At 71.4% G+C, this 24,959-nt stretch carries 21 protein-coding genes and 2 tRNA genes; 6 read left to right on the top strand and 17 right to left on the bottom strand.

Annotated features, from left to right (window positions below):
• The 5 genes from A6A08_RS06630 to A6A08_RS06650 all read right to left on the bottom strand — a co-directional run.
• A partial coding sequence (locus tag A6A08_RS06630; RefSeq protein ID WP_274534011.1) for a ClpX C4-type zinc finger protein occupies nt 1–193 on the bottom strand: 193 nt, incomplete at its 3' end.
• Nucleotides 194–475: 282 nt separating this feature from the next.
• Nucleotides 476–1,132 carry an ATP-dependent Clp protease proteolytic subunit gene (locus A6A08_RS06635; RefSeq protein ID WP_073701657.1) on the bottom strand — a complete coding sequence of 219 codons (657 nt, stop codon included), beginning with the start codon at nt 1,130–1,132 and terminating at the stop codon, nt 476–478.
• A gap of 49 nt (nt 1,133–1,181) precedes the next feature.
• Nucleotides 1,182–1,814 carry a ClpP family protease gene (locus A6A08_RS06640; RefSeq protein WP_073701658.1) on the bottom strand — a complete coding sequence of 211 codons (633 nt, stop codon included), beginning with the start codon at nt 1,812–1,814 and terminating at the stop codon, nt 1,182–1,184.
• Between the two features lie 207 nt (nt 1,815–2,021).
• Entirely contained in the window at nt 2,022–3,485 is a 1,464-nt protein-coding gene (tig, locus tag A6A08_RS06645) for a trigger factor (protein WP_073701659.1), read from the bottom strand.
• Nucleotides 3,486–3,712: 227 nt separating this feature from the next.
• Nucleotides 3,713–3,787: transfer RNA gene (locus A6A08_RS06650), tRNA-Pro, on the bottom strand.
• A gap of 117 nt (nt 3,788–3,904) precedes the next feature.
• Here A6A08_RS06650 and A6A08_RS06655 point away from each other — a divergent pair.
• The 3 genes from A6A08_RS06655 to A6A08_RS06665 all read left to right on the top strand — a co-directional run bounded on the left by A6A08_RS06655 (nt 3,905) and on the right by A6A08_RS06665 (nt 7,102).
• A tRNA-Gly gene (locus A6A08_RS06655) sits at nt 3,905–3,975 on the top strand.
• Nucleotides 3,976–4,578: 603 nt separating this feature from the next.
• Nucleotides 4,579–5,082, top strand: a complete 504-nt coding sequence (locus A6A08_RS06660; RefSeq protein WP_073701660.1) for an adenylyltransferase/cytidyltransferase family protein — start codon at nt 4,579–4,581, stop codon at nt 5,080–5,082.
• Between the two features lie 157 nt (nt 5,083–5,239).
• Entirely contained in the window at nt 5,240–7,102 is a 1,863-nt protein-coding gene (locus A6A08_RS06665; protein ID WP_073701661.1) for an ABC transporter ATP-binding protein, read from the top strand.
• Nucleotides 7,103–7,167: 65 nt separating this feature from the next.
• On the opposite strand, the gene A6A08_RS06670 is transcribed toward A6A08_RS06665, so the two are convergent.
• The 10 genes from A6A08_RS06670 to A6A08_RS06705 form a co-directional block, all read right to left on the bottom strand.
• Nucleotides 7,168–7,644, bottom strand: a complete 477-nt coding sequence (locus A6A08_RS06670; RefSeq protein ID WP_242422147.1) for a (2Fe-2S) ferredoxin domain-containing protein — start codon at nt 7,642–7,644, stop codon at nt 7,168–7,170.
• A 118-nt stretch (nt 7,645–7,762) separates the two neighbouring features.
• Entirely contained in the window at nt 7,763–8,596 is an 834-nt protein-coding gene (locus A6A08_RS06675) for a M23 family metallopeptidase (protein ID WP_073701663.1), read from the bottom strand.
• Nucleotides 8,597–8,755: 159 nt separating this feature from the next.
• Nucleotides 8,756–8,959, bottom strand: coding sequence for an Rv0909 family putative TA system antitoxin (locus A6A08_RS06680; RefSeq protein WP_073701664.1), 204 nt, complete (start codon nt 8,957–8,959; stop codon nt 8,756–8,758).
• A gap of 103 nt (nt 8,960–9,062) precedes the next feature.
• Nucleotides 9,063–10,406, bottom strand: coding sequence for a magnesium transporter (gene mgtE / locus A6A08_RS06685; RefSeq protein ID WP_073701665.1), 1,344 nt, complete (start codon nt 10,404–10,406; stop codon nt 9,063–9,065).
• A gap of 314 nt (nt 10,407–10,720) precedes the next feature.
• Complete coding sequence (locus tag A6A08_RS06690; RefSeq protein WP_073701666.1) at nt 10,721–11,824, bottom strand: PP2C family protein-serine/threonine phosphatase; 1,104 nt, start codon at nt 11,822–11,824, stop codon at nt 10,721–10,723.
• A gap of 732 nt (nt 11,825–12,556) precedes the next feature.
• Nucleotides 12,557–13,030, bottom strand: coding sequence for a ribose-5-phosphate isomerase (locus A6A08_RS06695; protein ID WP_073701667.1), 474 nt, complete (start codon nt 13,028–13,030; stop codon nt 12,557–12,559).
• An 85-nt stretch (nt 13,031–13,115) separates the two neighbouring features.
• Nucleotides 13,116–13,271 (bottom strand): hypothetical protein, encoded by a 156-nt coding sequence (locus A6A08_RS28145; RefSeq protein ID WP_199866858.1) that lies wholly within the window; start codon nt 13,269–13,271, stop codon nt 13,116–13,118.
• Between the two features lie 193 nt (nt 13,272–13,464).
• Entirely contained in the window at nt 13,465–14,886 is a 1,422-nt protein-coding gene (locus A6A08_RS06700) for an aldehyde dehydrogenase family protein (RefSeq protein WP_073701668.1), read from the bottom strand.
• 118 nt (nt 14,887–15,004) lie between these two features.
• Nucleotides 15,005–15,163 (bottom strand): hypothetical protein, encoded by a 159-nt coding sequence (locus A6A08_RS28150; protein ID WP_199866859.1) that lies wholly within the window; start codon nt 15,161–15,163, stop codon nt 15,005–15,007.
• Between the two features lie 160 nt (nt 15,164–15,323).
• Nucleotides 15,324–15,959, bottom strand: a complete 636-nt coding sequence (locus tag A6A08_RS06705) for a disulfide bond formation protein DsbA (protein ID WP_073701669.1) — start codon at nt 15,957–15,959, stop codon at nt 15,324–15,326.
• A 209-nt stretch (nt 15,960–16,168) separates the two neighbouring features.
• On the opposite strand from A6A08_RS06705, the gene pepN reads away from it, so the two are divergent.
• Nucleotides 16,169–18,715 carry an aminopeptidase N gene (gene pepN / locus A6A08_RS06710; protein ID WP_073701670.1) on the top strand — a complete coding sequence of 849 codons (2,547 nt, stop codon included), beginning with the start codon at nt 16,169–16,171 and terminating at the stop codon, nt 18,713–18,715.
• A gap of 135 nt (nt 18,716–18,850) precedes the next feature.
• Here pepN and malQ read toward each other — a convergent pair whose 3' ends face one another.
• Nucleotides 18,851–20,884: a 4-alpha-glucanotransferase gene (gene malQ / locus A6A08_RS06715; RefSeq protein ID WP_073701671.1), complete on the bottom strand. Its 2,034-nt coding sequence runs from the start codon at nt 20,882–20,884 to the stop codon at nt 18,851–18,853.
• 196 nt (nt 20,885–21,080) lie between these two features.
• On the opposite strand from malQ, the gene A6A08_RS06720 reads away from it, so the two are divergent.
• Nucleotides 21,081–22,391, top strand: coding sequence for an MFS transporter (locus tag A6A08_RS06720; protein WP_073701672.1), 1,311 nt, complete (start codon nt 21,081–21,083; stop codon nt 22,389–22,391).
• Nucleotides 22,392–22,496: 105 nt separating this feature from the next.
• Here the strand turns inward: A6A08_RS06720 and A6A08_RS06725 are convergent, their stop codons facing one another.
• Nucleotides 22,497–23,936, bottom strand: coding sequence for an amidase (locus A6A08_RS06725; protein WP_083608911.1), 1,440 nt, complete (start codon nt 23,934–23,936; stop codon nt 22,497–22,499).
• A 210-nt stretch (nt 23,937–24,146) separates the two neighbouring features.
• On the opposite strand from A6A08_RS06725, the gene A6A08_RS06730 reads away from it, so the two are divergent.
• A complete protein-coding gene (locus A6A08_RS06730) occupies nt 24,147–24,932 on the top strand; it encodes a nuclease-related domain-containing protein (protein WP_073701673.1) in 786 nt (261 codons plus the stop codon).
• Nucleotides 24,933–24,959 lie beyond the last annotated feature (27 nt).

The following is a 24,959-nucleotide window of genomic DNA, read 5'->3' on the forward strand; positions in this document are numbered from 1 at the left end:
GCGGCTTGGGAAGCGCATCCCAGGTGAGCTCGGTGGCGTCGGCGAGTTCCTCTTCGATGATCTCGTTGCACAGATCGATGCACTCATCGCAGATGTACACGCCGGGGCCAGCGATGAGCTTCTTCACCTGCTTCTGGCTCTTGCCGCAGAACGAGCACTTCAACAGGTCCCCGCCGTCGCCGATGCGTGCCACCCAGCCACTCCTCAAAACTAAGGCCGCCCCGTCGGTGCCGCTCACGCGCGAGGGCCGCACGGAAGTCGAAAATCTCCCGTAACCGTCCACAGCGGTGGTCACGGACGAGGCGATCTGTGTGTCGCTCTCCGTCAGACTAAGCGAAAAACCGGACCGGCTTCACCACCAGGCTCCTCCGGGCGGGTCAGGGGCCGGTCCGGCCAACGCTTCGACCTGGGCCGGAACTCCCGCCGCGGGCCCGCTTCCGCGGGCACGGCCGGGGTTCTCGGCGCTGCTGTGACCCTACTTCAGGGAGGCCTTGCGGTAGGGCAGCACGAAATCGATGATGCCGTAGTCCTTGGCTTCCTCTGCGGTGAGGATCTTGTCCCGCTCGATGTCCTGGGAGACCTGCTCGACCGAGCGCCCGGTGTGGCGGGCCAGGGTGGTCTCCAGCTGGCTACGGATACGGGTGATCTCGTTCGCCTGGATCTCGATGTCGCTGGCCTGACCGTGCATGCCCTCGGTGGCGGGCTGGTGGATCAGGATGCGGGAGTTGGGCAGCGCGCCGCGCTTGCCGGCGGTCCCGCCCGCGAGCAGGATCGCGGCGGCCGAGGCGGCCTGTCCGATGCACACCGTCTGGATGTCGGGGCGGACGAACTGCATCGTGTCGTAGATCGCCATGAGGGAGGTGAAGGACCCTCCGGGCGAGTTGATGTACATCTGGATGTCCCGCTCGGAGTCGAGCTGCTCAAGGGTGATGAGCTGGGCCATCAGATCGTTGGCCGAGACGTCGTCGATCTGCACGCCGACGAAGATGATCCGCTCCTCGAAGAGCTTGTTGTACGGATTCATCTCCTTGACGCCGTAGGACGTCCGCTCCACGTAGGACGGCAGGACGTAGCGGCTCTGGGGAGCCATCGAGGCCGCGCCGCCGATGTGACTGGGGTTGAACTCGGTCATTTCACGCCTTCCACGCACTGTGCCGTTCCTGTGACGCAGGTCCGACGGATCAACTCTGGGTCCGGTCCGGGGTCACGTCGAGGGTTCCCTCCAGGACCTCGTCGATGAAGCCGTAGTCCTTGGACTCCTGCGCGGTGAACCAGCGGTCGCGGTCGGCGTCCTTCTCGATCTGCTCGACCGACTGGCCCGTGTGCTCGGAGATCTTCTCTATGAACATCTTCTTCACGTAGAGCAGCTGGTCGGCCAGGATCCGGATGTCGGAGGCGGTACCCCCGATGCCACCGGACGGCTGGTGCATCATGACGCGGGTGTGCGGCAGCGCGTAGCGCTTGCCGGGGGCACCGGCGCACAGGAGCATCTGGCCCATGGACGCGGCCATACCGATACCCACGGTGCGCACGTCGTTGGGGATGTACTGCATGACGTCGTAGATCGCCATGCCCGCGGTCACGGACCCACCGGGCGAGTTGATGTACATGGTGATGTCTCGCTGGCGGTCCTCCGCGGACAGCAGCAGGAGCTCACCAACCAGGCGGTTGGCGATCTCGTCGTCGACCTGCTGGCCGAGGAAAACGATTCGCTGGCGCAACAGGCGCTGAGGCGTCTGCTCAAGGAAAGGGGAAAACTGCGTCTCCGACGTACGAGCGTCGAAGCGCGGGGACTCTTCAAAGGTCGGCGGCACTCTCGTCACCTGCTCCGGAATCGAAACGGTTGCGATACAGCGACACTAACGCCGCTCGGCACCGGGCTCGTCCGGATCCCGGGCCTGTTCGCCTTGAGCGCAAGGTGACACGGTCCCCATCCAGGGTGTTCCTCCACCAGCGAACACGACGGGCCCCGCCCGACCCGGCGGGGTCGGACGGGGCCCGTGCGCGCGAAGCGTCGAACCCTACTGGGCGGCGTCCTCGGACTTGGCGTCGTCGCCCTTGGCCTCGTCGGCCTTGGCGTCGTCGGAGGCGGGCCCGGCCGCCTCGTCCTCGATGACCTCGAGGGTCTCGTCCGCGGCGTCCGCGGCGGCCGCGGCGGCCTTGGCCGCCTGCTCCTCGGGGCGCTCCTGCTCGATGACGTTGCCGTCCTCGTCGGTGACCCTGGCCTCGGCCAGGACCAGGTCCATGGCCTTGCCGCGGACGACCTCGGTGAAGGCGACGCGGATCTGGTTGGACTCGACCAGGTGCTGGGCCAGCTGGTCCGGGCTCACGCCCATGCGCTGGGCCTGCTCGAACACGTACTGGCTGAGCTCGCTCTGGTCGGCGCTCAGGTCCTCCTGGATGGCCAGCTGGTCGAGGATGAACCCGGCCTTGACCGCGGAGCGGGCGCCGGTGGTCAGCTCCTCCTCGAACTCCTCCTCGGTCTTCTCCTGCGACTCGAGGTAGGCCTCCTTGGTCAGACCGCCCTGGGCGAGCTGCTGCTCCAGGCTCTGACGGCGGCGGGTGATCTCCTCGTCGACGACCGCGTCGGGCAGCGGGATGTCGACGGAGTCGATCAGCTTCTCCAGCGCCTTGTCACGGGCGGCGGAGAGCTGCTGGAGGCGGCGGACCTCGACCATGCGCTTGCGGACGTCGTCGCGCAGCTCGCCGATGGTGTCGAACTCCGAGGCCAGCTGGGCGAACTCGTCGTCCAGCTCGGGCAGCTCCTTGACCTTCACGCTGTGCACGGTGACGGTGACGTCCGCCTCCTGGCCCTCGTGCTCACCACCGACGAGGGTGGTGGTGAAGGTGGCCTCTTCACCGGCCCGCATGCCGCGCAGGGTCTCGTCGAGGCCCTCCAGCATGGCGTTGGTGCCCACCTCGTAGGAGTAGCCGCTGACGGCGACGTCCTCGAGCTTCTCGCCGTTGACGGCGGCGGACAGGTCGATGGACAGGTGGTCGCCGTCCTCGATCGGGCGGTCGACGCCCACGAGGGTGGAGAAGCGCTCGCGCAGGGTGCCGATCTGCTCGTCGACCTGCTCGTCGGTCACCTCGGCGTTGTCGACGGTGACCTCGATGCCCTTGTAGTCCTCGACCTCGAACTTGGGGCGGATATCGACCTCGGCGGTGAAGGCGAGCTCGTCGTTGTCCTCCAGCTTGGTGACCTCCACGTCGGGCTGGCCGAGCGCGAAGAGCTCCTCCTTCTGGATGGCTTCGTTGTAGAGCTCCGGGACGGCGTGGTTGACCGCTTCGCTGATCACCGCGCCGCGGCCGACGTAGCGGTCGATCAGCCGCGCCGGCGCCTTGCCCGGGCGGAAGCCCTTGATCCGGACCTGCTTGGCGAGCGACTTGTAGGTCACGTCGAAAGCGTGATCGAGTTCCTCGAAGGGCACCTCGACGGTCAGCTTGACCCGGGTGGGGCTCAGCTCCTCGACATCGGTCTTCACGGGGCGGTACTCCTAGGTTTGCCGGCTGGTGTCCGCGTCGGCCCGCAGGCGCACCACACACAACGGCGAAATGCACGAGCGCACCCCGGAGGTCTTGACGACCGCATCCAACTGGGGTGCCCTGCGACGGGCTGGGACTTACAGTTTCCTGCTGATCGCACCAAGTCTAGGGCAGATACACAGGGGGCCACGGCGCACGGCCTGAGGCCGCTGCCACGGTGGTTTCGTCGGGGTGGCGGGATTCGAACCCGCGGCCTCATGCTCCCAAAGCATGCGCGCTAACCAAGCTGCGCCACACCCCGTGCGCCGAACCAAGGATCGCACTCTCGATATGAGTGTGCGAACACGGCTCCGGAGACTGTACTCTTGTCTCCGTCGGCTCCAAGAGTCTAGAGGACACTCGAAGTCTCTGGCGCCACGCGGGCGTAGTTCAATGGTAGAACCCCAGCCTTCCAAGCTGGTCATGCGAGTTCGATTCTCGTCGCCCGCTCCGCTCGGGGCGAGCTGTGCACTCACGTGCCGGCTCGCTTCACCGCTCCACCCGGGGGACGACCCCCGAACCCCCTCCCCGCTCGGGGCGAGCTGCGCACTCACGTGCCGGCTCGCCTCGCCACTCCACCCGGGGGACGACCCCCGAACCCCCTCCCCGCTCGGAGCGAGCTGCGCACTCACGTGCCGGCTCGCCTCGCCGCTCCACCCGGGGGACGACCCCCGAACCCCCTCCCCGCTCGGAGCGAGCTGCGCACTCACGTGCCGGCTCGCCTCGCCACTCCACCCGGGGGACGACCCCCGAACCGTCGTTCCACCAGGGTCCGACCGTGGCCATTCGTGCGAGCCGTGTGTTTCCGACACCGGCTCGTTCGTCGTTTCCACCCCGTTTGCACCCCCACAACCGGCCGTCGCCGCAGTGAGGTCTCTCACAGAAACGGGCCGCGGGTCCGTGCCCGGAGAAGGGAAACCGGAGAAGAACCCTGTTCGGTTCTGTGCGCTCCGCGGCGGAATACCGGCCTCCAAGGGGTACGTTGACTTTGCGGGCGGCCCTGTGGGCGCGATCGGATGCGGGCGCCCTCGGGCATGCGAAACGGGTGACTGAATGACGGACACGGACGCGACACACGACCCGGACACCCCTCTCGGCGCACGCTGGTTCGAGCGGCCCGACGACCTGGTGCGACCGGCCGTGGTCACCGGGGCCTTCGACGTCCTGCACGTCGGACACGTCCGCTTCCTCCGGGCCATCGCCGAGCGGGGGCTGCCCCTCGTGGTGGGTATCGAGTCCGACGAGCGCGTGCGTGCCTGGAAGGGGTCCGGACGCCCGGTGAACCCCGCCGACGAGCGCGCCGAGACCGTCGCCGCCCTGGGCTGCGTCGCCGGCTCGTTCGTCATCGAGGGCCCGCCGGAGACCGCCGACTGGACGTCCTACGCCGAGGTCCTGCGCCCCCTGAATCCCGCCGCCCTGGCCTACACCGCCGGGGACCGCTACACCCAGGCCAAGATCCGCGGCGCCGACGCACTCGGCGCACAGGCCTGGGAGCTGCCCTTCACCCCCGGACGCTCCACCACCGCGGCGCTGGGCCGCCTCGCCCACTCCCTGTAGGGCCGCGGCGGCTCTCCGGGTGGAGGCCCTCCGGCTGGCCCGCGGCACCGCGCGTGCGCCCCCTTCCGGGAAGCGGTATGCCTACACCGGTGTTGACGCATGCGTGCGTTGACGCACGCGTGGCGAACAGGCGAGCAGAACGAGGCTGTCCATGACAATGATGTCCGGCAGGCCCTCCTACAGGGCCCTGGTCAACGACGGGAGCGCGAAGGGGCAGTCACTGCCGCCCGGCATCACCCGGCGGATCATCTCCTATGCCCGTCCGCACTGGCGGACGATCCTGTTCTTCCTCCTGGTGACCGTGATCGGTTCCGCGATCGTGGTCGCCAACCCGCTGCTGCTCAAGGCCATCATCGACCGGGGCATCGTGCCCGGAAACGCCTCGCTGGTGGTGTGGCTGGCGCTCGCCGCGGCCGGGCTGGCGGTGCTGGAGGGCGCGCTGACCCTCCTGGGCCGGTGGCTGTCCTCACGGATCGGCGAGGGGGTCATCTACCAGCTGCGCACGGAGGTGTTCGGCCACGTGCAGCGGATGCCGGTGTCCTTCTTCACCCGCACCCAGACCGGGTCCCTGATCAGCCGGCTGAACACCGACGTGGTGGGCGCGCAGCGGGCGATCACCTCCGTACTCCAGTCCGTGGTGTCCAACGTGGTCAGCGCGACCGCGGTGATCGTGACGATGCTCGCGCTGTCGTGGCAGGTGACGCTGATCGCGCTGGCGCTGGTCCCGCTCTTCGTGGTCCCCGCCAAGCTGATCGGGCGGCGGCTGGCGCACATCTCCCGCGACGCGATGGACACCAACGCGGACATGAGCTCGCTGATGACCGAGCGGTTCAACGTCGGCGGGGCGATGCTGGTCAAGCTGTACGGACGCCCCGACGAGGAGTCGGAGGGGTTCGCCCGCCGCGCGGGGCGGGTCCGCGACCTGGGCGTGCGCCAGGCGGTGTTCGGTTCCCTTCTGTTCAGCATGCTGGGCCTGATCACGGCGCTGGCGATGGCGATGGTGTACGGGGTCGGCGGCGTGCTGGCGATCGACGGGGCGTTCGAGGTGGGCACGCTGGTGGCGCTGACCACCCTGCTCTCCCGTCTGTACGGACCGGTGACCACGCTGTCCAACGTGCACGTGGAGATCATGACCGCCCTGGTCTCCTTCGACCGCGTCTTCGAGGTGCTGGACCTGGAGCCGGGCATCAAGGAGAGCCCGGACGCCAGGGGCCTGCCCGGGGGCGCGCTGGGCGTGGAGTTCGACAACGTGTCGTTCCGCTACCCGGGGGCGAAGGAGTCGTCGGTGGCGTCGCTGGAGCTGACGCCGCACGCGGAGGTGGACGAGGACACCCAGGTGCTGAGCGGGGTGTCCTTCCGCGCGGAGCCGGGGACGATGGTGGCCCTGGTGGGTCCCTCCGGCGCGGGCAAGACGACGCTGACGCACCTGGTGTCGCGCCTGTACGACCCGACCGAGGGCGAGGTGCGCCTGGGCGGTCTGGACCTGCGCGAGGCGACCGGGGACTCGCTGCGCGAGACGGTGGGCGTGGTCACCCAGGACGCGCAGCTGTTCCACGACACGGTGGGCGCGAACCTGCGGTACGCCCGTCCGGAGGCGACCGACGCCGAACTGGAGGAGGTGCTGCGGATGGCGCGGCTGGGACCCCTCCTGGAGCACCTTCCCAACGGGCTGGACACGATGGTCGGCGACCGGGGGTACCGGCTGTCCGGCGGTGAGAAGCAGCGGCTGGCCATCGCGCGGCTGCTGCTGAAGGCACCGTCGGTGGTGGTGCTGGACGAGGCCACGGCGCACCTGGACTCCGAGTCCGAGGCGGCCGTGCAGGAGGCCCTGGCGGTGGCGCTGGAGGGGCGGACCTCCCTGGTGATCGCGCACCGGCTGGCGACGGTGCGGGAGGCGGACCAGATCCTGGTGCTGGAGGACGGGCGGATCCTGGAGCGGGGCACGCACGACGAACTACTGGAGCAGGGCGGACTGTACACGGCGCTGTACCGGACGCAGTTCGCGCCGCAGAGCCGTTAGGGAGGGGCGGGCCGGGTCCGCGGTCACCGGAGCGGATCCGGGCCGTACGGCGGCGGGCCACCGGCCTACTTCTTCCCGTCCTTCTTCTTGCCCTTGTCCTCCTTGTCCTTGCCGGACTTCTTCGGGCGGCTGCGGTCCCTGTCCGGGCCCGACTCCTTGGCGGTCTTCCTGTCGGCCCTGGCCCTCTTCTCGGCCTTCTCGCGCTCCTTCTTGGCCGCCTTGGAGTGCTTGGGCTCCTTGCGCTTCTTCGGCTTCTTCGCGTCCTTGGACGTCACGTGGCCGACCAGGGCGGCGGGCAGCGGCGCGAGGCCGGGGCCGCCCTCGAAGATCCAGTCGTCGACGGCCTCGACCAACGCGTCCTCGGTGATCCCGCCCAGCCACACCAGGCGGCCGCCGGCCGCGCGCCCCGCGTGGGAGGGCTGGACGACCACCACGTTCGCCTGGAAGCAGATGTCCAGGCACTTGCTGGTGCGCACGGGGACGGTGCGGCCGGAGTGGTCCTCGATGGCGCTGAGACGGGCGAGTTGGGCCTCGTGGTCCACGCCCGGGACCTTCTTCCTCGTCCCGCAGCAACAGCCCCGACAGACCGTGAGCTGGCACGGACGCCCTTCAACCGCGTTCACGCTCTCCCCCGTGCTCTCGTCAGGAGCGCCAGAACCGTTAGGTTCGCCTTACCTCGTCAGGGTAATCCGTCGCGGAACCCTGATGATCGGCGGGTACGCCGTTCCGCCCCGGATCCGCGACCACCACGGGCCGCCAGGTCTCCGGAAGCCCCTCCCCCTCGGCCTTCCCGTTCCACCCCGGCGCCCACACGAACGGCAGCCCGGCGGCGAACAGGGGGCTGCGGTGGTCCATGAGCTGCACGCGCACCTGGGGTTCGGTGCACGCCCCCGAGTTCCCGCAGCGGGCCACTGACTGGCCGGCCCGGACCCGGTCCCCCGGGCGGACCGCCAGAGACCCCCGCTGCAGGTGTCCTAGGAGCACGTAGGCACCGCCCACGTCGATCACCAGGTGGTTGCCGAGCAGCCCGGCCGGGCCCCGCAGCTCCCGCAGCGTGTTCTCCACGACCGAGCCGAACAGCCACGGCCACGAGTTGCGGCTGCGGTGGTCGCGCCGGCGGTCGTGCGCGGTCACCACGGTCCCGTCGGCGGGGGCGTACACGGGCTGCCCGAAGGCCGGGAAGTCGCCCGGCGGGCGGCTGAGCGGACGCCAGCCGATGTCGGGCCGGGCGCCCTCCCCCGGCTCGGCGACCAGGCCGAGCGCGTAGGTCTGCCCGTAGGCGTGGCTTCCCTGGCTGGGCACGTTGTCCACGGGGCTGGTGAGCGCCATCCAGCGGCCCCGCACCGGCGGTTCCAGCGTCCGGGGCCCGCGCCGCACGGTGCCCAGGCGCAGGTACACGGCGAGCGCGGCCGCGAGCAGCGTGCCGCCCGCCCACCAGGACAGGCCGAGATAACCGGCGAGGAGGGCGAGCGTGGCCGCCCACATCAACGGCATGCGGACCCTGGCGAGCAGGACCGGCCACCGGGGACCGGCCGGGGCGCCCGGTCCGGAGGACTCGGCGGGGTCAGGAGAGGCGGACGAACACGAAGGGGCGGGTGAAGGCATCCTCACATTGTGGACGCCCCCACCCGCCCCGAGCTCACGCGGGCCGGGCTACTTCTCGTTCCCGTCCTTGCGGGAGCGCTTGCGCAGGTACTCCGTCGCGGCTCCGGCCCCGCGGTCGATCTTGTCGTTGTGGGACCCCCCCGTGGCCTTCTTCGCGGCTTGTGCGGCCTTGCCCACCAGGCCCTGGGCCTTGTCGGCGTTGTTGTCGACAACCTTCTTCAACCGGTTGAACGCGCCTCCGGCACCCGCCATGGCATCCCCCTAGATTGGTCCTGCTCCTCCGGAGATACCCGCTCCACGCCCCGGTCATGCGTTCGGAGCACCACGAAGGCCGAGCGGAGCGGCGCCGAACAGGTCAGACGCCCAGGACCGCGGTGGCGATGGAGAAGTAGATGAGCAGGCCCGAGGCGTCCACGATCGTGGTCACCATGGGAGAGGACACCACGGCCGGGTCCACACCCACCTTGCGGGCGAGCAGCGGCATGGACGAACCGATGACCGCCGCCCACGTACACACCGCGATCACCGAGCACGCCACCACCACCGCGACGGCCGCACCCACCAGCAGGGAACCGATGGCCAGGGCCAGCCCGGCCAGGAGCAGCCCCAGGAGCAGGCCGACCCGGGCCTCCTTCCAGATCACCGACGGCAGGTCGCGCACCCGCACCTCGCCGACCGCCAGAGCACGCACGATCGCGGTGGCCGACTGCGCGCCGACGTTGCCGCCGGTACCGATGAGCATCGGCACGAACAGCGCCAGGGCGGTGACCGCGTCCAGCGCCCCCTCGAAGAACTGCATCACGTTGACCGTGAGCGTGGCCGCCACGATGAGCAGCATCAGCCACACCGACCGCGCCCCCACCAGGCGCAGCACGCTGACGCTCACGTAGTGGTCGGCGACCGGGCTGGCACCGGACTGGCGGGCCATGTCCTCGGAGTCGGCGGCCTCGATGATCTCCAGGGCGTCGTCGAAGGTCAGCAGGCCCAGGAAGCGGTCCTCCGAGTCCACCACCGGCAGGGAGACCAGGTTGGCCTCCTGCATCAGGCGGGCGGCGTCCTCGACCGGCTCCAAGGCGCGCACGCGCGGCGCGAACACGTCCACGATGTCCTTGATCAGGCGGTCGTCGTCGCTGACCACCAGGTCGCGCAGCGTCACCGTTCCGACCATGCGGCGGCCGTCGCTGACCACCGGCAGGGTGTAGATGGTCTCGGCGTCGGCCCCTTTGGCGCGCACGACCTCCAGGGCGCGGCCCACCGCCAGGTCGCGGTGCAGGATGACCGTCTCGGGGGTCATGTACCGGCCGACGGAGTCCTCGGCGTAGCCCAGGAGGGCGGCGGTCATCTTGCGTTCGGCGGGGCTGAGGCCGGCCAGGGCACGGGTGGCGATCTTGGCGGGTGCCTCACCGATGAGACGGGCCCGGTCGTCCGGGTCCATCTCCTCCAGGATCTCGCGGAAGGCGTTGTCGCGCAGTCCCAGCAGGATGGCCTGCTGCTGGCCGGGGTCGAGTTCCTCGAAGACCTCCAGCTCGCGGTCCTTGTCCAGGAGCCGGAAGGGGATGATCGCTTCGCCGCCGTCCATGCGGGAGAGTTCGTCGGCGATCTCGTAGGGCCTGTGTTCGGCCAACCAGAGCCGGATACCGGTCAGGTCGTTGGTCTGGACCAGTCCGATCAGTTCTTCAGCGCGCTCGCCTTCTGACATGCGAAGCACCCCCTCGCATTCTCCTACGCCCGGTGGGGGGCACCCACGAGCGACACCAGTCCTTGGAAAAGCGGCGGGCCGGTGGCCGGCCCCGCTCCGGTCCCGTCGTCGCTGGTGTGGTGGACCGTGCGTGGAGTTGGCGCCGGGGGCGGAAAGGGCGGGCACGGCGATCCTGGACGTGTACGGGCTGGGCCGCCGTACGCGGGACGGGGAGCACACCGACCCTACCCGTCGAGGCGTCCCGGTGCCGCATCGGCCGACCCGTGAACACGGCGGTGACCGCCCCCTGGGCGGGGAGGACGGGACCGGGCGGCTCAGTCGCGCCAGAGGACGACCAGGGCGCAGTCGTCGTTCTTGTCCTTGCTGAGGGTGTCCACGATCTCGCCCGCGCCGGTGGCGAACCCGCGTGGGACGAGTCGCTCGGCGGCGCCCAGGAGCCGGTCGATCCCCGCGTCGAGGTCCTCGCCGGGGGTCTCGATGAGGCCGTCGGTGCAGAGCATGATGGCGTCGCCGGGCCGGAGCCTGCCCTCGACGGAGGTGTAGGTCATCTCCGGGATGACCCCCAGGACCACGCCCTTGGCCTCGGTGGTGCTCCACACTCCGCCGCCGTTGTCGTAGTGCAGCGCGGGCGGGTGCCCGGCGGAGGCGATCTGGTACTCGCCCGTGTCCAGGTCCACGCTCAGGTGCACGGCGGTCACGAAGCCCTCGCCGCCGCTGTTGCGCATGAGGTAGTCGTTGCAGTGGGCGAGGAAGTCGTGGGCGGGGACGGCCCCGATGAGCCCGCTGAACGCGCCGGAGAGCATCAGGGCGCGGGTCCCGGCGTCCACGCCCTTGCCGGAGACGTCCACGACGGCCACGTCCAGCCGGTTCTCCCTGCGGATGGAGACGACGAAGTCGCCGCCGAAGGACGAGCCGCCCGCCTGGCGCAGGACGGCGGTGCGCCCCCAGCCCTCGGGCAGCCGGGGCAGCCTGCCCTGGTGGCGGAGGCGGTCGCGCAGGTCCAGCAGCATCATCTCGCCGCTGAGCCCCTGCACGCCGAGGCGCTCGCGCACCCCCGACAGCAGGTAGGACAGGACGGCGGTGACGCCGATGGTGACCAGCAGGCCGGGACCCACCTGGCCGAAGTCGAGCATGAAGGCGACGAACAAGAGGACGGCGCCGACCACGGCCAGCAGGAAGGCCAGGCTCTTGCGCTTGAGGAGGAGGCCGCCCGCCAGGACGGTGAGGATGGTGGAACTGGGCGGGAACCAGCCGGTGGGACCCCACACCGCGCCGACTCCGACGCCGACGGCCAGCACGACGAGGGTGATGAGGACGAGCCGGTAGCGGAACAGCACCTTGCGCCGGAGCACCGCGACGAGCCGCTGCGCGGTGGAGCGCAGCAGCCGGGTGGCCTTGGCGGTCGGTGTGGGCTTCATGGATCCCCTGCGTTGCACACCCGCTCACCAGCGGGGGTCGGTTCTCGGACGGCATGGTCGGGTGGGCATGGGGGCCACGTCGCCACCGGGTACGTGTGCGGCTTACGGGGGGCGGTGTGCGGGGCACGCCCCGGCCGTGATGGCTGGAGGCGCCGACGATGGGCGCCGCGCCGCGGACAACGAGGGCCCGCCACTGTGCACGAACTGTAGCGCGGGGGGTGTGGCCGTGGCACGTGCAACCAGCGGTGTTCTCCCCCAAACCACGGATTTGGGTTCAGCCGATAACCGAGCGTGCGGAGTCGGGCACTACCCCGACACGGGGGAACGGCTCCGAATGCCGGGGTTGTCCCTCATCTCGGGCACCGTCTCACGGCCTGGACACTCACTCCGACCGGGCCGCCTGGTGCGACTCGCACCCCGGTGGCGCGGCCGTTCCCAGCGTCTCACAGGGGTTCGGAGCAGGCCAGGGGCACCCGTCCCAGGAAGTGAGACAAGGCACAGTGTCCATAAACGCCACAAACCAGACACAAGGCAAGGGCGGGCACATACGCCCCAGAAGATCTGTCGAGCGGCCGAAGGCCCCGCCCCGTCGGTCGGCGGGCACCGCACGGGCACGGTCGCGGGGATACGGACCGCCGACTCCCCGCTGCGAGCGGCGGCCGACCGGCTGGCGCCGCGCGGCCGCCGGGAGGGGCGGGCCTGTCCGGGAGGGCCTCCCGGACAGGCCCTTCCCTAGGCCTGGGGAAGCGGCGGGAGCTCGCCGGTCTCCTCGTAGGCCGTCAGCATGCTGATGCGGCGGGTGTGGCGCTCCTCGTCGCTGTAGGGGGTGGAGAGGAAGGTCTCCACGAACCCGGCGGCCTCCTCCCGGGAGTGCATCCGGGCGCCGATGCCGAGCACGTTGGCGTCGTTGTGCTCCCGCGCCAGGCGGGCGGTGTCCTCGCTCCAGGCCAGGGCGGCGCGAACGCCCCTGACCTTGTTCGCGGCGATCTGCTCGCCGTTGCCGGAGCCGCCGATGACGATGCCCAGGGAGCCCGGGTCGGAGGCCACGCCCTCGGCCGCGCGCAGCACGAAGGGCGGGTAGTCGTCCACCGCGTCGTAGGCGGGGGGGCCGACGTCGACGACGTCGTGGCCGCGCTCCTTCAGCCAGGAGACGAGGTGTTCTTTGAGCTCGTAGCCCGCATGATCTGATCCAAGGTAAACACGCACGGGCCCAGTCTGGCAGGTCACGGTGGTGACAAGCGCGGCGCCCCGCCCGCATGCGCGGAGCGGGGCGCGGTGGTACGCGGGTCCCTCAGAGGGCGGCTGCGGAGGCCGCCGCGGAGGCGACGGCCAGCCCGAGGACGGCGAAGAGCGCCATGGAGAGGATGGCGACCACGTTGTACAGGACGATCGCCTTGATGTCCTTGCCGATGGGGCCTGCCTTGGAGACCGCGGGCTTGTTACTCAACTCACACCTCGTTCGGGTTCGACCAGGGATATCCCCCCAGAATTTTTCCACACCGCACAACGCGGTCGTCACCGGGGCCGATTCCCCGCGAGGGCATTCGGGGGCCGTGAGTCCGCACACACGTCCGACGGCGGTCCCCCCGGCTCCCGGGGCCCGGGCGGCCGCGTCGGCCGCCCGGGGCCCGCCACGGCCCTCACATCTGGACGGCCTTGACCTCGCAGAACTCCTCCAGGCCGGACAGCCCCCACTCGCGGCCGTTGCCCGAGCGCTTGTAGCCGCCGAAGGGGGCACGCGGGTTGAGCGCGCCCCCGTTGAGCTCGATCTGCCCGGCACGCAGGCGCCGGGCCACGGCCAGGCCCTGTTCGGTGTCACCGGACCACACGGCGGCGTTGAGCCCGTACACGGTGTCGTTGGCGATGGCGACCGCCTCCTCCTCCGTGTCGTAGGGGATCAGGACCAGCACGGGTCCGAAGATCTCCTCCTGGGCGATGCGCATGTCGTTGCGCACGTCGGCGAAGACCGTCGGGCTGACGTAGTAGCCGTTCGGGCGCCCCTCCACCGGCTCGGCACCGCCGGTGACCAGGCGGGCGCCCTCCTCCACGCCGAGCGCGACGTATCCGCGGACCTTCTCCAACTGGGCGGCCGAGACCAGCGGACCCATGCGGGTGGACTCGTCGGCGGGGTCGCCGGGTACGTACTTGGCGGCGGACTCGGCGGCCAGGGAGACCGCCTCCTCATAGGAGTCGCGGTGCACCAGCATGCGGGTGAGCGCGTTGCAGCTCTGGCCGGTGTTGCGCATGACGTCGGCGACGCCGCGCTTGACCGCCTTGGCCAGGTCGGCGCCGGGAAGGATGACGTTCGGGGACTTGCCGCCCAGCTCCAGGGCGACCTTCTTGACGGTCTCCGCGGCGACCTGGCTGACCCGCGTCCCGGCGCGGGTGGAGCCGGTGAAGGAGACCATGTCCACCCGGGCGTGCGCGGCGATGGCCTCGCCGACGACCGGGCCGGTGCCCGAGACCAGGTTGAACACGCCCGCGGGCAGGCCGGCGTCGTGGAAGACCTCGGTCAGGGCGTAGGCGCTGAGCGGGGCGACCTCGCTGGGCTTGAGGACGACGGTGTTGCCCGCCAGCAGGGCGGGGACGACCTTGAGCACGATCTGGTGGAGCGGGTAGTTCCACGGGGTGATGGCGCCGACGACGCCGACGGGCTCGCGCACGACGAGCGAGTTGCCCTCCCGCTCACCGCCGAAGTAGCTCTCGCCGACCTCCTCGACCAGGTCGATGTAGGTCCGGAACATCAGGGCGGGCAGCCCCGCCTGGACCTTGCGGGCGAATCCGGTGGGAGCGCCCATGTCCCGGGTGAGCTCCGCGGCGATGTCGTCGGCGCGGGTGTTGAACAGCTCCAGGGCCTTGGCCAGGTGGGTGACGCGCTGTCCGGGAGTGAGCGCGGACCAGGCGGGGAAGGCCGCCGCCGCGGCCGAGGCCGCGGCGTCGACGTCCTCGGCTGCTCCGGCCGGAACGGAGTCGATGACCTGCTCGGTCGCCGGGTTGACCACGTCCAGGGCCTCGCTGGAGGCGGAGTCGCGCCAGGCGCCGTCGATGTAGAGGGATCGCATGGCCCCACTTTCGCAGAACGGGATTCGGGTTGACCAGTCCGGAGCCCGGCGCCGGTGGTTTCCCCGATGCGCGGAGACCTCCCGCGGGCCCGGGGGCCGACGGGCCCGGGGCGGCGGGTCAGTCCCAGTGCGGCGGCCGCTCGTCCATCAGCCACGCGGTGGAGTCGTCCTCCGCGCCCTCGCCCCAGCCGGGGCCGCTCTCGTCGCTGGTGGTGTCGGGCAGGATGTCGAGGTCGTCGAAGAAGTCGACCCTGCGCTCGTCGTCGGGTCCGGACACGGTTTCCCTCCCTGCGTCCCGGCGGGGCCCTCCCGCCGTGCTGCCTGCGTGGTCGGCCTCCAGTGTGCACCGGACTCGGCGCGACCGCCCGGCGCCACTCCCGCCGCGCCGGGGGACCGGCGCGGCGGGCTCGGCGGCCTGGGCCCGGAGCGGTTCCGGGTCAGTCGAAGACGGGGCCCCGGGTCCGGGTCCGCTTGAGTTCGAAGAACCCGTCGGTCCCGGCGACCAGCAGTACACCGTCCCACAGCCTCCCCGCGGCCTCGCCGCGCGGGACGGGCGTGACGACCGGACCGAAGAAGGCCGTGTCCGCGACCTGGATGACGGGGGTGCCCACGTCCTCGCCGACCAGCTTCATCGCCTCCTCGTGCGAGGCGCGCAGGGCCTCGTCGAGGTCGGTGGCCGCTCCCGCCTGCGCCAGGTCCTCGGGCAGGCCGGCGTCGGCCAGCGCGGCGCGGATCGTGTCCGCGGTACGGGGCTCGCCGTTGTTGTGGAAACGGGTGCCCAGGGCCGTGTACAGGCCGCCCAGGACCTCCGGGCCGAAGCGCTGTTCGGCCGCGACGCACACCCGTACCGCCGCCCAGGACCTGTCGATGCTCTCGCGGTACTCCTCGGGCAGGTCCCTGCCCTCGTTGAGCACGCCCAGGCTCATCACGTGCCAGCGCACCCTGACCGGCCGCACCTTCTCGACCTCGGCGAGCCAGCGCGAGGTGATCCAGGCCCAGGGGCACGCGGGGTCGAACCACATGTCCGCGTGGACGGTCTCCTGCTCGCGGTCGGCGTCGGGGGTCTGCGTCATCACTGCTCCTCGGGGTGGGGGATCACAAGATCCGGTCGCACGAGGTGCAACCTCGCCCATCGGTTGCGCATTCCGCCGCGGCGCGTGGCAGGATCGTGCCGAGTGGAAGACGACCTCCGACCCCGACGACGCTCCACCCCAGGCGGCGGACGCGCCGTGGTCGGCAACGATCCGGCCGGCGACGACGGCGGCCGTGGAGGGAGCGTGGCGTGGCAGGGAACCTGACACGGGACGAGGCACGGGAGCGGGCGCGGATTCTCAGCGTCGACTCCTACGCCGTGGAGCTGGACCTGACCACCGGTGCCGAGACCTTCCGGTCCACCACCGTGATCCGTTTCTCCAGTTCGGAGCCGGGGGCGCGCACGTTCGTCGAGCTGGCGGCGCCGAAGGTGCTCTCCGCGACGCTGAACGGCGCCGAGCTGGACCCGGCCGAGCTGTTCGACGGCGAGCGCCTCGTCCTTCCCGAGGTGGCCGGGAGCAACGAGCTGACGGTCGTCGCCGACGCCGCGTACATGCGCACCGGCGAGGGCCTGCACCGGTTCGTGGACCCTGTCGACGAGTCGGTGTACCTGTACACCCAGTTCGAGACGGCCGACGCGCACCGCATGTTCGCGTGCTTCGACCAGCCCGACCTGAAGGCCACCTTCGAGCTGACCGTGTTCGCGCCCCCGTCGTGGGAGGTCGTGTCCAACAGCGCCCCGGACGTGGAGCGCGAGGCCGCGGGCGAGGACCGGGTGCGCTGGCACTTCCCGGCCACTCCGGTGATGTCCACCTACATCACCGCGCTGATCGCGGGCCCCTACCACGTGGTGCGCGACGAGCACGACGGCATCCCGCTGGGCCTGTACTGCCGCGCCTCGCTGGCCGAGCACCTGGACTCCGAGGCCCTGTTCGAGGTCACCAAGCAGGGCTTCGACTTCTTCCACGGCCTGTTCGACCTGCGCTACCCCTTCGGCAAGTACGACCAGCTGTTCGTGCCCGAGTTCAACGCGGGGGCCATGGAGAACGCGGGGGCGGTCACGTTCCTGGAGGACTACGTCTTCCGCTCCCGGGTCACCGACGCCCGCTACGAGCGCCGCGCCGAGACGATCCTGCACGAGATGGCGCACATGTGGTTCGGCGACCTGGTCACCATGCGCTGGTGGGACGACCTGTGGCTGAACGAGTCGTTCGCGACCTACGCCAGCGTGTACTGCCAGGCCAACGCCACCCGGTGGACCGACGCATGGACGACGTTCGCCAACGTGGAGAAGGCGTGGGCGCTGCGCCAGGACCAGCTGCCCTCCACCCACCCGGTCGCCGCCGACATGGTCGACATCCAGGCGGTCGAGGTCAACTTCGACGGCATCACCTACGCCAAGGGCGCCTCGGTGCTCAAGCAGCTCGCGGCCTACGTGGGCGTGGACGCGTTCTTCGCGGGCGTGCGCGCCTACTTCAAGGAGAACGCGTTCGGCAACACCGAGCTCAAGGACCTGCTCAAGCACCTGGAGGCCGCCTCCGGCCGCGACCTGTCGGGCTGGTCGCGCGACTGGCTGGAGACCACGGGCGTCAACACGATGCGTCCGGAGTTCGAGGTGGACGCCGAGGGGAACCTCACCTCCTTCTCCGTGCTCCAGGAGGCGCCCGCCGAGCACCCGACGCTGCGCTCGCACCGTCTGGCGATCGGCCTGTACGACCGCACGGAGAAGGGCGTCGTGCGCCGCGAGCGCGTGGAGCTGGACGTGCGCGGCGAGCGCACCGAGGTGCCGGAGCTGGTCGGCAGCGCCCGGCCGGACCTGGTGCTGATCAACGACGACGACCTCACCTTCACCAAGGTCCGCCTGGACGAGCGCTCCCTGCGCACCGTGGTGGAGGGCGCCGGCGAGATCCGCGACTCCCTGCCGCGCGCGCTGGCCTTCGGCGCCGCCTGGGACATGACCCGCGACGGCGAGATGGCCGCCCGCGACTACGTCTCCCTGGTCATCTCCGGTATCAGCGGCGTGGACGACGTCATGGTCGCCCAGACCCTGCTGCGCCAGGCCACCTCGGCGCTGCACATGTACGCCGACCCGGCCTGGCGCCCGTTCGGCTTCGAGCAGCTCTCCGAGCGGCTGCGCGAGCTGCTGACCGCCGCCGAGCCGGGCGGGGACCTGCAGCTGGCCTACGCCAACGCGCTGGCGGCCTCGGCGGTGACCGACGCCCACCTGTCCCTGCTGCAGGGCCTGCTGGACGGCGCGATCACCGTGGACGGCCTGACGGTGGACACCGACCTGCGCTGGACGCTGCTGCGCCGCCTGGTCGCGGCGGGCAAGGCCGGTGAGGCGGAGATCGCCGCCGAGCTGGAGCGGGACCCCACCGCGACCGGTCACCGGCACGCCGCCGGCGCCCGGGCCGCGATCCCCACCGCCGAGGCCAAGGCCTCCGCCTGGGAGCGGATCGTGGGCGAGGAGCTGGCCAACGCCGAGTTCCGCGCGGTGCTGCTGGGCTTCACCGAGCCGGGCCAGGCCGAGCTGTACCGGCCCTACATGGAGAAGTACTTCGCGCAGCTGGCCCCGGCCTGGGAGAAGTGGACGGGCGAGTTCGCGCAGACCTTCGCCGAGGTGGTCTACCCCGGCCACCTGGTGGAGGAGGAGACGCTGGAGCGCACGGACGCCTACATCGCCGAGGCCGCCCCGCCGCCGGCGCTGCGCCGTCTGCTGATCGAGGGCCGGGCGGGCGTGGAGCGCGCCCTGCGCGCCCGCGCCGCCGACATCGCCGCGGGCGCACGGCAGGGGTAGTCCGCACCCGGACGCCCATGCGGCACGGCCGCTCCGTCGCTCCGCGGCGGGGCGGCCGTGCCCTTCCCGGGCCGTGCCGCCCTTCCGGGGGCACCGCCTCCGACGCACCTCCCCTTCCTCAGGAGGGGGAGGACGTCACAGGGTGCGCCCCTGTCCCCCGCCGACCGGGCCGAGGGTACGCCGTATGCGCGCCACCATTCGGGGGTCGGCGAGCAGTTCGTCCACGAGCACCGGCTCGCCCTCCCCGTTGGTGAGCGGGATGCGCCAGTTCGGGTACTCGTCGCAGGTGCCCGGCTGGTTCTGCATCCGCCGATCCCCCACCACGTCGGTGAGCGCCACCCCGACCATGCGGGCGGGGGTGGCCACCAGGTAGGCGTGCATGGCCGCCACCACGGCGGCGGGGTCGGTCACCGGGTCGACGCCCTCGTCGAGCAGGCCCAGCTCCACCAGCAGCTCCCGCCACCGCTCCACCCGGGCCTCGGCGTCGGCGCGCTCCTCCTCCACCGGTCGGCCGAGCAGCCCCAGCCGGTCGCGCAGCTCCACGTGCTCGGTGGACAGGAACGAGGCCACCGGCGGCAGGTCGTGGGTGGCGACCGTGGCCAGGCAGTCGGCGCGCCACTGGCCGGGGGTGCGCGGCTCTCCCTTGGAGTCCTGTTCGAACCACAGTACGGACGTGCCCAGGACCCCGCGGTCGGCGAGGTGCTCGCGCACCCACGGCTCCACCGTGCCCAGGTCCTCCCCGACCACGACGGCGTCCGCGCGGTGGGCGGCCAGGGCGAGCGTGCCCACCATGCCCTCGTGGTCGTACCTGACGTAGGTGCCCTCGGCGGCGGAGGCCCCCTCGGGCACGCACCACAGGCGGAACATGCCCATGACGTGGTCGATCCGGACGCCGCCCGCGTGGCGCAGCGCCTGGGAGAGGATCTGGCGGAACGGGCCGTAGCCGAGCTCGGCCAGCCGCCGGGGGTGCCAGGGCGGCTGTCCCCAGTCCTGGCCCCGCCGGTTGAACTCGTCCGGGGGCGCGCCCGCGTGCAGGCCGGCGACGAGCGCGCCGCCGTACATCCACGCGTCCGCGCCGCCCGCCTGCACGCCGATCGCCAGGTCGTGCACGATGCCGACGCCCATCCCCCCGCTCTCGGCGGTGGCCTGCGCCTGGGCGAGCTGTTCGTCGAGGATCCACTGGAGCCAGCGGTGGAACTCCACCGCCGACCACCGGCGCAGGGCCTCCTCACCGACCCCCCGGGCGTGGACGTCGCGCAGGTGGCCGGGCCAGTCCCGGTAGTCGGTGCCGTACTCCTCGGCCAGGGCCGACCAGGTGGCGAACTCGACCAGGGGCTGGCCCTCGCGTTCCAGGTAGGTGCGCAGGGCGGCCTCTCTGCCGGGCGCCCGGGGCACCTCGAAGAGCACCTCCAGGGCGGCGCGCTTGGCCTTCCACACCGAGTCGCGGTCGAGCAGGTCGGCCGTGCGGCCGCGTTCGCGCAGCGGCCGGGCCAGGCGCTGGATGCCCTCGCGCTGGGCGGGGTCGAGGCGGGCGTACTCGGGGACGTCCTCGACCCGGATGTAGAGGGGGCTGGCGTAGCGGCGGCTGACCGGCAGGTAGGGCGAGGGCTCCACGGGGGGCAGCGGCTCGGTGGCGTGCACCGGGTTGATCAGGGCGAAGTCGGCGCCCAAGTCGCGCGAGCTCCAGTCGGCGAGCTCGGCGAGGTCGCGCAGGTCGCCGGTGCCCCAGGAGGCGCGGGAGCGCACGCTGTAGATCTGCGCCATGATCCCCCACAGGCGCGGGTTGTCCCGCAGCGCGCTGGGCTCGACCCGGTCGGGGACCACGAGCAGGGGCGCGTCGTGCTCGGCTCCGCCGTCGGTGACGCGCAGGGTGTGCACGCCCAGAGGCAGGCCGGGGTCGAAGGGCAGCAGGGAGCCGTCGGAGGTCTCCACCACGCTGCGGGACCCTCCGGGCAGTACGAGGTCGGGCGCCTTGCCCTCCCGGACGACCACCGCCGGGGGCAGGGGACCCCTGTCCGCGGTGTCCGGCGCGGCGGGGTCCACCCCCAGCGCCGCCAGGACATGGCGGATGGTGTCGGGGCTGACCGGGACCCGTCGTCCCCGCCAGTCCTCGTAGGCCGTCGCGACTCCGTGCTGCTCTGCCACCCGTGCCAGCTGAACGTCCCTCACAGAATCCGATCATGCCCTACCAGGGGCTCCGTACACCGGAGGCCGTACCGGCGTGGGGCCAGAACGTGCCCGAGGTACCGGCCGATAACGACCGGGGGAGCCGGTGCCGCCGGACTACCGGGTACGTACGGGCGGGCGTCCTGTACGGGTCGTTAATCCGATCGCCGCATGTCCTTGACGACTGCATAATCGGACTGTGCTCGCGAACTACCGGCGCCTCTTCGCCGTTCCCCACGTCCTCTCCCTGCTGGCCTGGTCCCTGACCGCGCGCTTCTACATGCCGGGCCTGATGATCGCGGTCACCTTCCTGGTCGAGGAGTGGACCGGTTCCTACACCCTGGCCGGACTGGTCGCGGGCGCCTTCACCCTGGGCCTGGCCCTGGTGGGACCGCTGCGGGGTCGGATGGCCGATCGGGGCGGCACCGACCGGCTGGTGCTGGTGTGCGGCGTGGTGTTCAGCGTGGGGCTGGTGGGACTGCTTCTGCTTCCCGGGGTGCTGTGGTGGCTCTCGGTTCCGCTGGCTCTGGTCACCGGGTTGTTCGGCACCCCCGCGAACCAGGTCGTGCGCGCGCTGTGGCCGCGGCTGACACACGGCGCGGAGCGGCAGGCGATCTACGCGGCCGAGGCCACCACCCAGGAGCTCCTGTTCGTCTTCTCCCCCATCCTGACCGCCGGCGTGGTGGCCCTCGCCGGGCCGCGCTGGGCGCTGCTCATGCTCTCGGTGCTGGCGCTGCTCGGCGCGCTCGGTTTCGCCCGCGCCCTGCGCCGGGCCGGGGTGACCGGGCCCGCGCCGACCGACGACGCGGACGGCGCCGACGGCGGGGAGGCGGGCCCCCGCCGGAGCCTGCTGCTCCATCCCGCGCTGGTGGTGCTCTTCCTCATGTGCCTGCTGATGGTCAGCGGGGTCATGGGGATGGACCTGGTCATCGTGGCGTGGGCCAACGAGCTCGACGCCCCGCACTACGTGATGGTGCTGGCGTCGGTGTGGGCTCTGGGGTCGCTGGTGGGCGGCGCGATCGCGGGCGGGCTGCGCGGCCGCCCGCACCTGGTGCGGCGCTGTTTCGGATCGGCGCTGGGCGTGGCGGTCCTGGTGCCGTTCGTGCCGCCCGTCACGCATCTGCCGACACCGCTGCTGATCACCCCCCTGCTCTTCGTCTCCGGGATGGCGCTGGCGCCGACCCTGGCCGCGGTGATGGGCCGCATGGGCGACCTGGCCCCCGCGCGGCGGCGGGCCGAGGCGTTCGGATGGATGTCCACCGCGATGGGCACCGGCGGTGCGGTGGCCGGTCCGCTGACCGGCGCGCTGGTCGACCTCATGGGGATCGCGGGCGGCGTGCTGAGCGCCACGGCCCTGGTGCTGGTGGCGGCGCTGCTGAGCCTGTTCGTGCCCGAACCGCGCTCCGAGGCCCCCCGAGCGCCCGAGGCCGCGGACGTCCCGGGCACTGGGAGGGACGCGCCGCGGGTCCCGCCGGTACACGGCGCCGGGGCGCTCGACGAGCTCCGCTAGACCGCTTCCCCGGCCGGCTCCGTCCTGCCCTCGCGCGGCGCTCCGCCGCCGCCGGCGGGCCTCCCGCCCCGTGCGTTCGCGGCGGCCGTCCGCGCGTCCCCGGGTTCAGCCATTCCAGCCGGGAGGCACCCGGTGGGCCCACGGGCGGGCGCGTTCCAGCTGCGCGGACAGTGACAGCAGGGTGCCCTCCCCGCCCATGCGTCCGGTGAGCATCACGCCGACGGGCAGTCCCCCGGGCGACCAGTGCAGGGGGACGCTGACCGAGGGCTGGCCCGAGACGTTGTAGACCGAGGTGAACGGTGTGAACCCGGTCATCCGCCGGAACTCCTCCTCCGGGCCGCCGCCGGTGAAGTGGCCGATCGGGACCGGGGGCGTGGCCAGCGTGGGCGAGAGCACGGCGTCGAGGGGACCGGTCGCGGCGACCATGGAGCGCACGCCGCGCTGGAGGCGGGCGCAGGCCGCGATGTAGTCGGGGACGGGGGTGGCCCGTGCGCGTTCGCGCAGCCACTGGTTGAGGGGGTCGAGCTCGGTCTCCCGGGAGGGGTCGACGGGGGCGGCCGAGGCCATCGCGGCCCAGAGGACCTGGAAGTCCTCCATGAAGGTGCCGCCGAAGTGGGCGTCCCCCGGCTCGGGGACCTCCTCCACCTCATGGCCGAGGTCGCCCAGCAGGCGGACGGTCTCCTCGTGGGCGGCCAGGACGTCGGGGTGGACGGGGATGCCGGCGGAGCCCGTGGTGGCGTAGCACCCGATGCGCAGGCGTCCGGGCTCGCGGTCCACGTGGCCGGTGAAGCTCTCGCCTGGCGGCAGGGGTGGCGCGGTGAAGTGATCGCCCGGCCGGGAGAGGGTCATGGCGTCCAGGAGGAGGGCGGCGTCGCGGACGTCGCGGCTGAGGGGGCCGGAGGTGGACAGCCCGGCGAGGTCGGGTTTGAGGGGCGCACCGGAGATCCGGCCGCGGGTGGGCTTGAGGCCGAAGAGCCCGCACACGCCGGCGGGGATGCGGATGGAGCCTCCGCCGTCGCTGCCGTGGGCGACGGGGGCGAGCCCGGCGGCGACGGCCGCCGCGGCGCCCCCGCTGGAGCCGCCCGGGGACAGGTCGGTGTTCCAGGGGTTGCGGGTGGGCGGGGCGACACCGTTCTCGGTGTAGCAGCTCGATCCGAACTCGGGGGTGTTGGTCTTCCCGGGCAGGACCGCGCCCGCCTCGCGCAGCCGGGCGACCATGTCGGAGTCGATCGGGGCCACGGCGTCGCGGAAGACCCGGGACCCCTGGGTGAGCCGGACCCCGGCGACGGGTTCGAGGTCCTTGATCGGCACGGGGAGGCCGAGCAGGGGCGGCAGGGAGTCGGGCGTGTCACCCATGACCCGTTTCTCCGCGTAACGGGCTTGTTCAAGCGCCTTTTCTGGAGTGACCGTAATGTACGCACCATAACGGTGGTCATATCGTTCGATCCGGCTCAGACAGTGCTCAGTGATCTCAGTAGGGGACAGTTCACGACTGCGGACCATCGCCAGGAGGCGGTGAGCCGGAAGGTCATGGATCTGGGTCATACCGATGCAGGTTAGCGGGAACCCCACCGGGCACCACGGAGACGGGAGGACCTTCTCTAGAGAAGCTGACCAAACAGTAACCATTCCCTGTCCCGGCACACCGAACACGCATGTGAGCCGAGACACAAGGGAAGAAAAGTGTGAGAAGTAATGCACTAGGACTCGGATATGGATCGAACTAACGTGTCCGACGTGGAATCGGCAACCAGAGTGAACGGCCATACCCCATCGTCCGAGGGCTCGGATCAGCAAAGCCCCGAAACCCTCTTTTTCCCCAACAAGAACAACGACAAGGAGATCTCGGGCGGGAAGGCGGTCTACGGCGCGCTGCGGGACAACCAGACCGCCCGCAGATGGCTCCTGCGCGGAAGCGTCGCGGCCGTGGCCGCCCTCGTGACCGGCGTGCTCACGACCGAGTGGCGGATCGGTGTGACCTTCGGGATCATCACCCTGGTCGGACTCATGGTGTACTCCTCGCGGCGTGAGTCGGAGATCCCCCGGTGGCGCAAGCCCTCGGCCGCCCAGCGCAAGACCGAGGCCCAGCTCAAGGTGATGAAGCAGCTCGGCTACCGGGTCCTGCACGCCCGTGCCGTGCCCGGCGGCAACGGTCAGATCGACCACTTCATCGTGGGTCGTCGCGGCGCGTTCGCGATCGACTCCGAGTCGTGGGACAAGCGCCTGCCGCTGCGCAACAAGCTGGAGAAGCTCTACCACGGGCGGTTCAGCAAGAACGAGCGGATCGACGAGGCCCTGGAGGAGGCCAAACGGGCGGAGGAGCTGATCAGCAAGGAGCTCGGCCGCGAGATCAAGGTGCGCGCGTCGCTGGCCATCTACGGCCCCGGCATGCCCTGGGACAGCCACCGGCTGCGGGGTGTGGACATCATCACCGGGACCAAGGTCCGCAAGTGGCTGCGCAGCGGCCGCGACCGCCTTACCGACACCGAGATCGAGGAGATCTACCAGGCCGCGCAGAAGGTACTGCTCCCCAGGCACTGACCCCCTTCCGACACAGTGCGGGCCCGG

It is taken from the genome of Nocardiopsis sp. TSRI0078, from assembly GCF_001905145.1.
GTDB lineage: Bacteria > Actinomycetota > Actinomycetes > Streptosporangiales > Streptosporangiaceae > Nocardiopsis.

Bases quoted from the DNA above. Each gene is read 5' to 3' on its own strand.
- A6A08_RS06635 (WP_073701657.1), bottom strand. From the start codon at position 1,132: ATGACCGAGTTCAACCCCAGTCACATCGGCGGCGCGGCCTCGATGGCT.
- A6A08_RS06660 (WP_073701660.1), top strand. From the start codon at position 4,579: ATGACGGACACGGACGCGACACACGACCCGGACACCCCTCTCGGCGCA.
- A6A08_RS06665 (WP_073701661.1), top strand. From the start codon at position 5,240: ATGATGTCCGGCAGGCCCTCCTACAGGGCCCTGGTCAACGACGGGAGC.
- A6A08_RS06675 (WP_073701663.1), bottom strand. From the start codon at position 8,596: ATGCCGTTGATGTGGGCGGCCACGCTCGCCCTCCTCGCCGGTTATCTC.
- A6A08_RS06680 (WP_073701664.1), bottom strand. From the start codon at position 8,959: ATGGCGGGTGCCGGAGGCGCGTTCAACCGGTTGAAGAAGGTTGTCGAC.
- mgtE (WP_073701665.1), bottom strand. From the start codon at position 10,406: ATGTCAGAAGGCGAGCGCGCTGAAGAACTGATCGGACTGGTCCAGACC.
- A6A08_RS06690 (WP_073701666.1), bottom strand. From the start codon at position 11,824: ATGAAGCCCACACCGACCGCCAAGGCCACCCGGCTGCTGCGCTCCACC.
- A6A08_RS06700 (WP_073701668.1), bottom strand. From the start codon at position 14,886: ATGCGATCCCTCTACATCGACGGCGCCTGGCGCGACTCCGCCTCCAGC.
- A6A08_RS06705 (WP_073701669.1), bottom strand. From the start codon at position 15,959: ATGACGCAGACCCCCGACGCCGACCGCGAGCAGGAGACCGTCCACGCG.
- A6A08_RS06725 (WP_083608911.1), bottom strand. From the start codon at position 23,936: ATGACCCAGATCCATGACCTTCCGGCTCACCGCCTCCTGGCGATGGTC.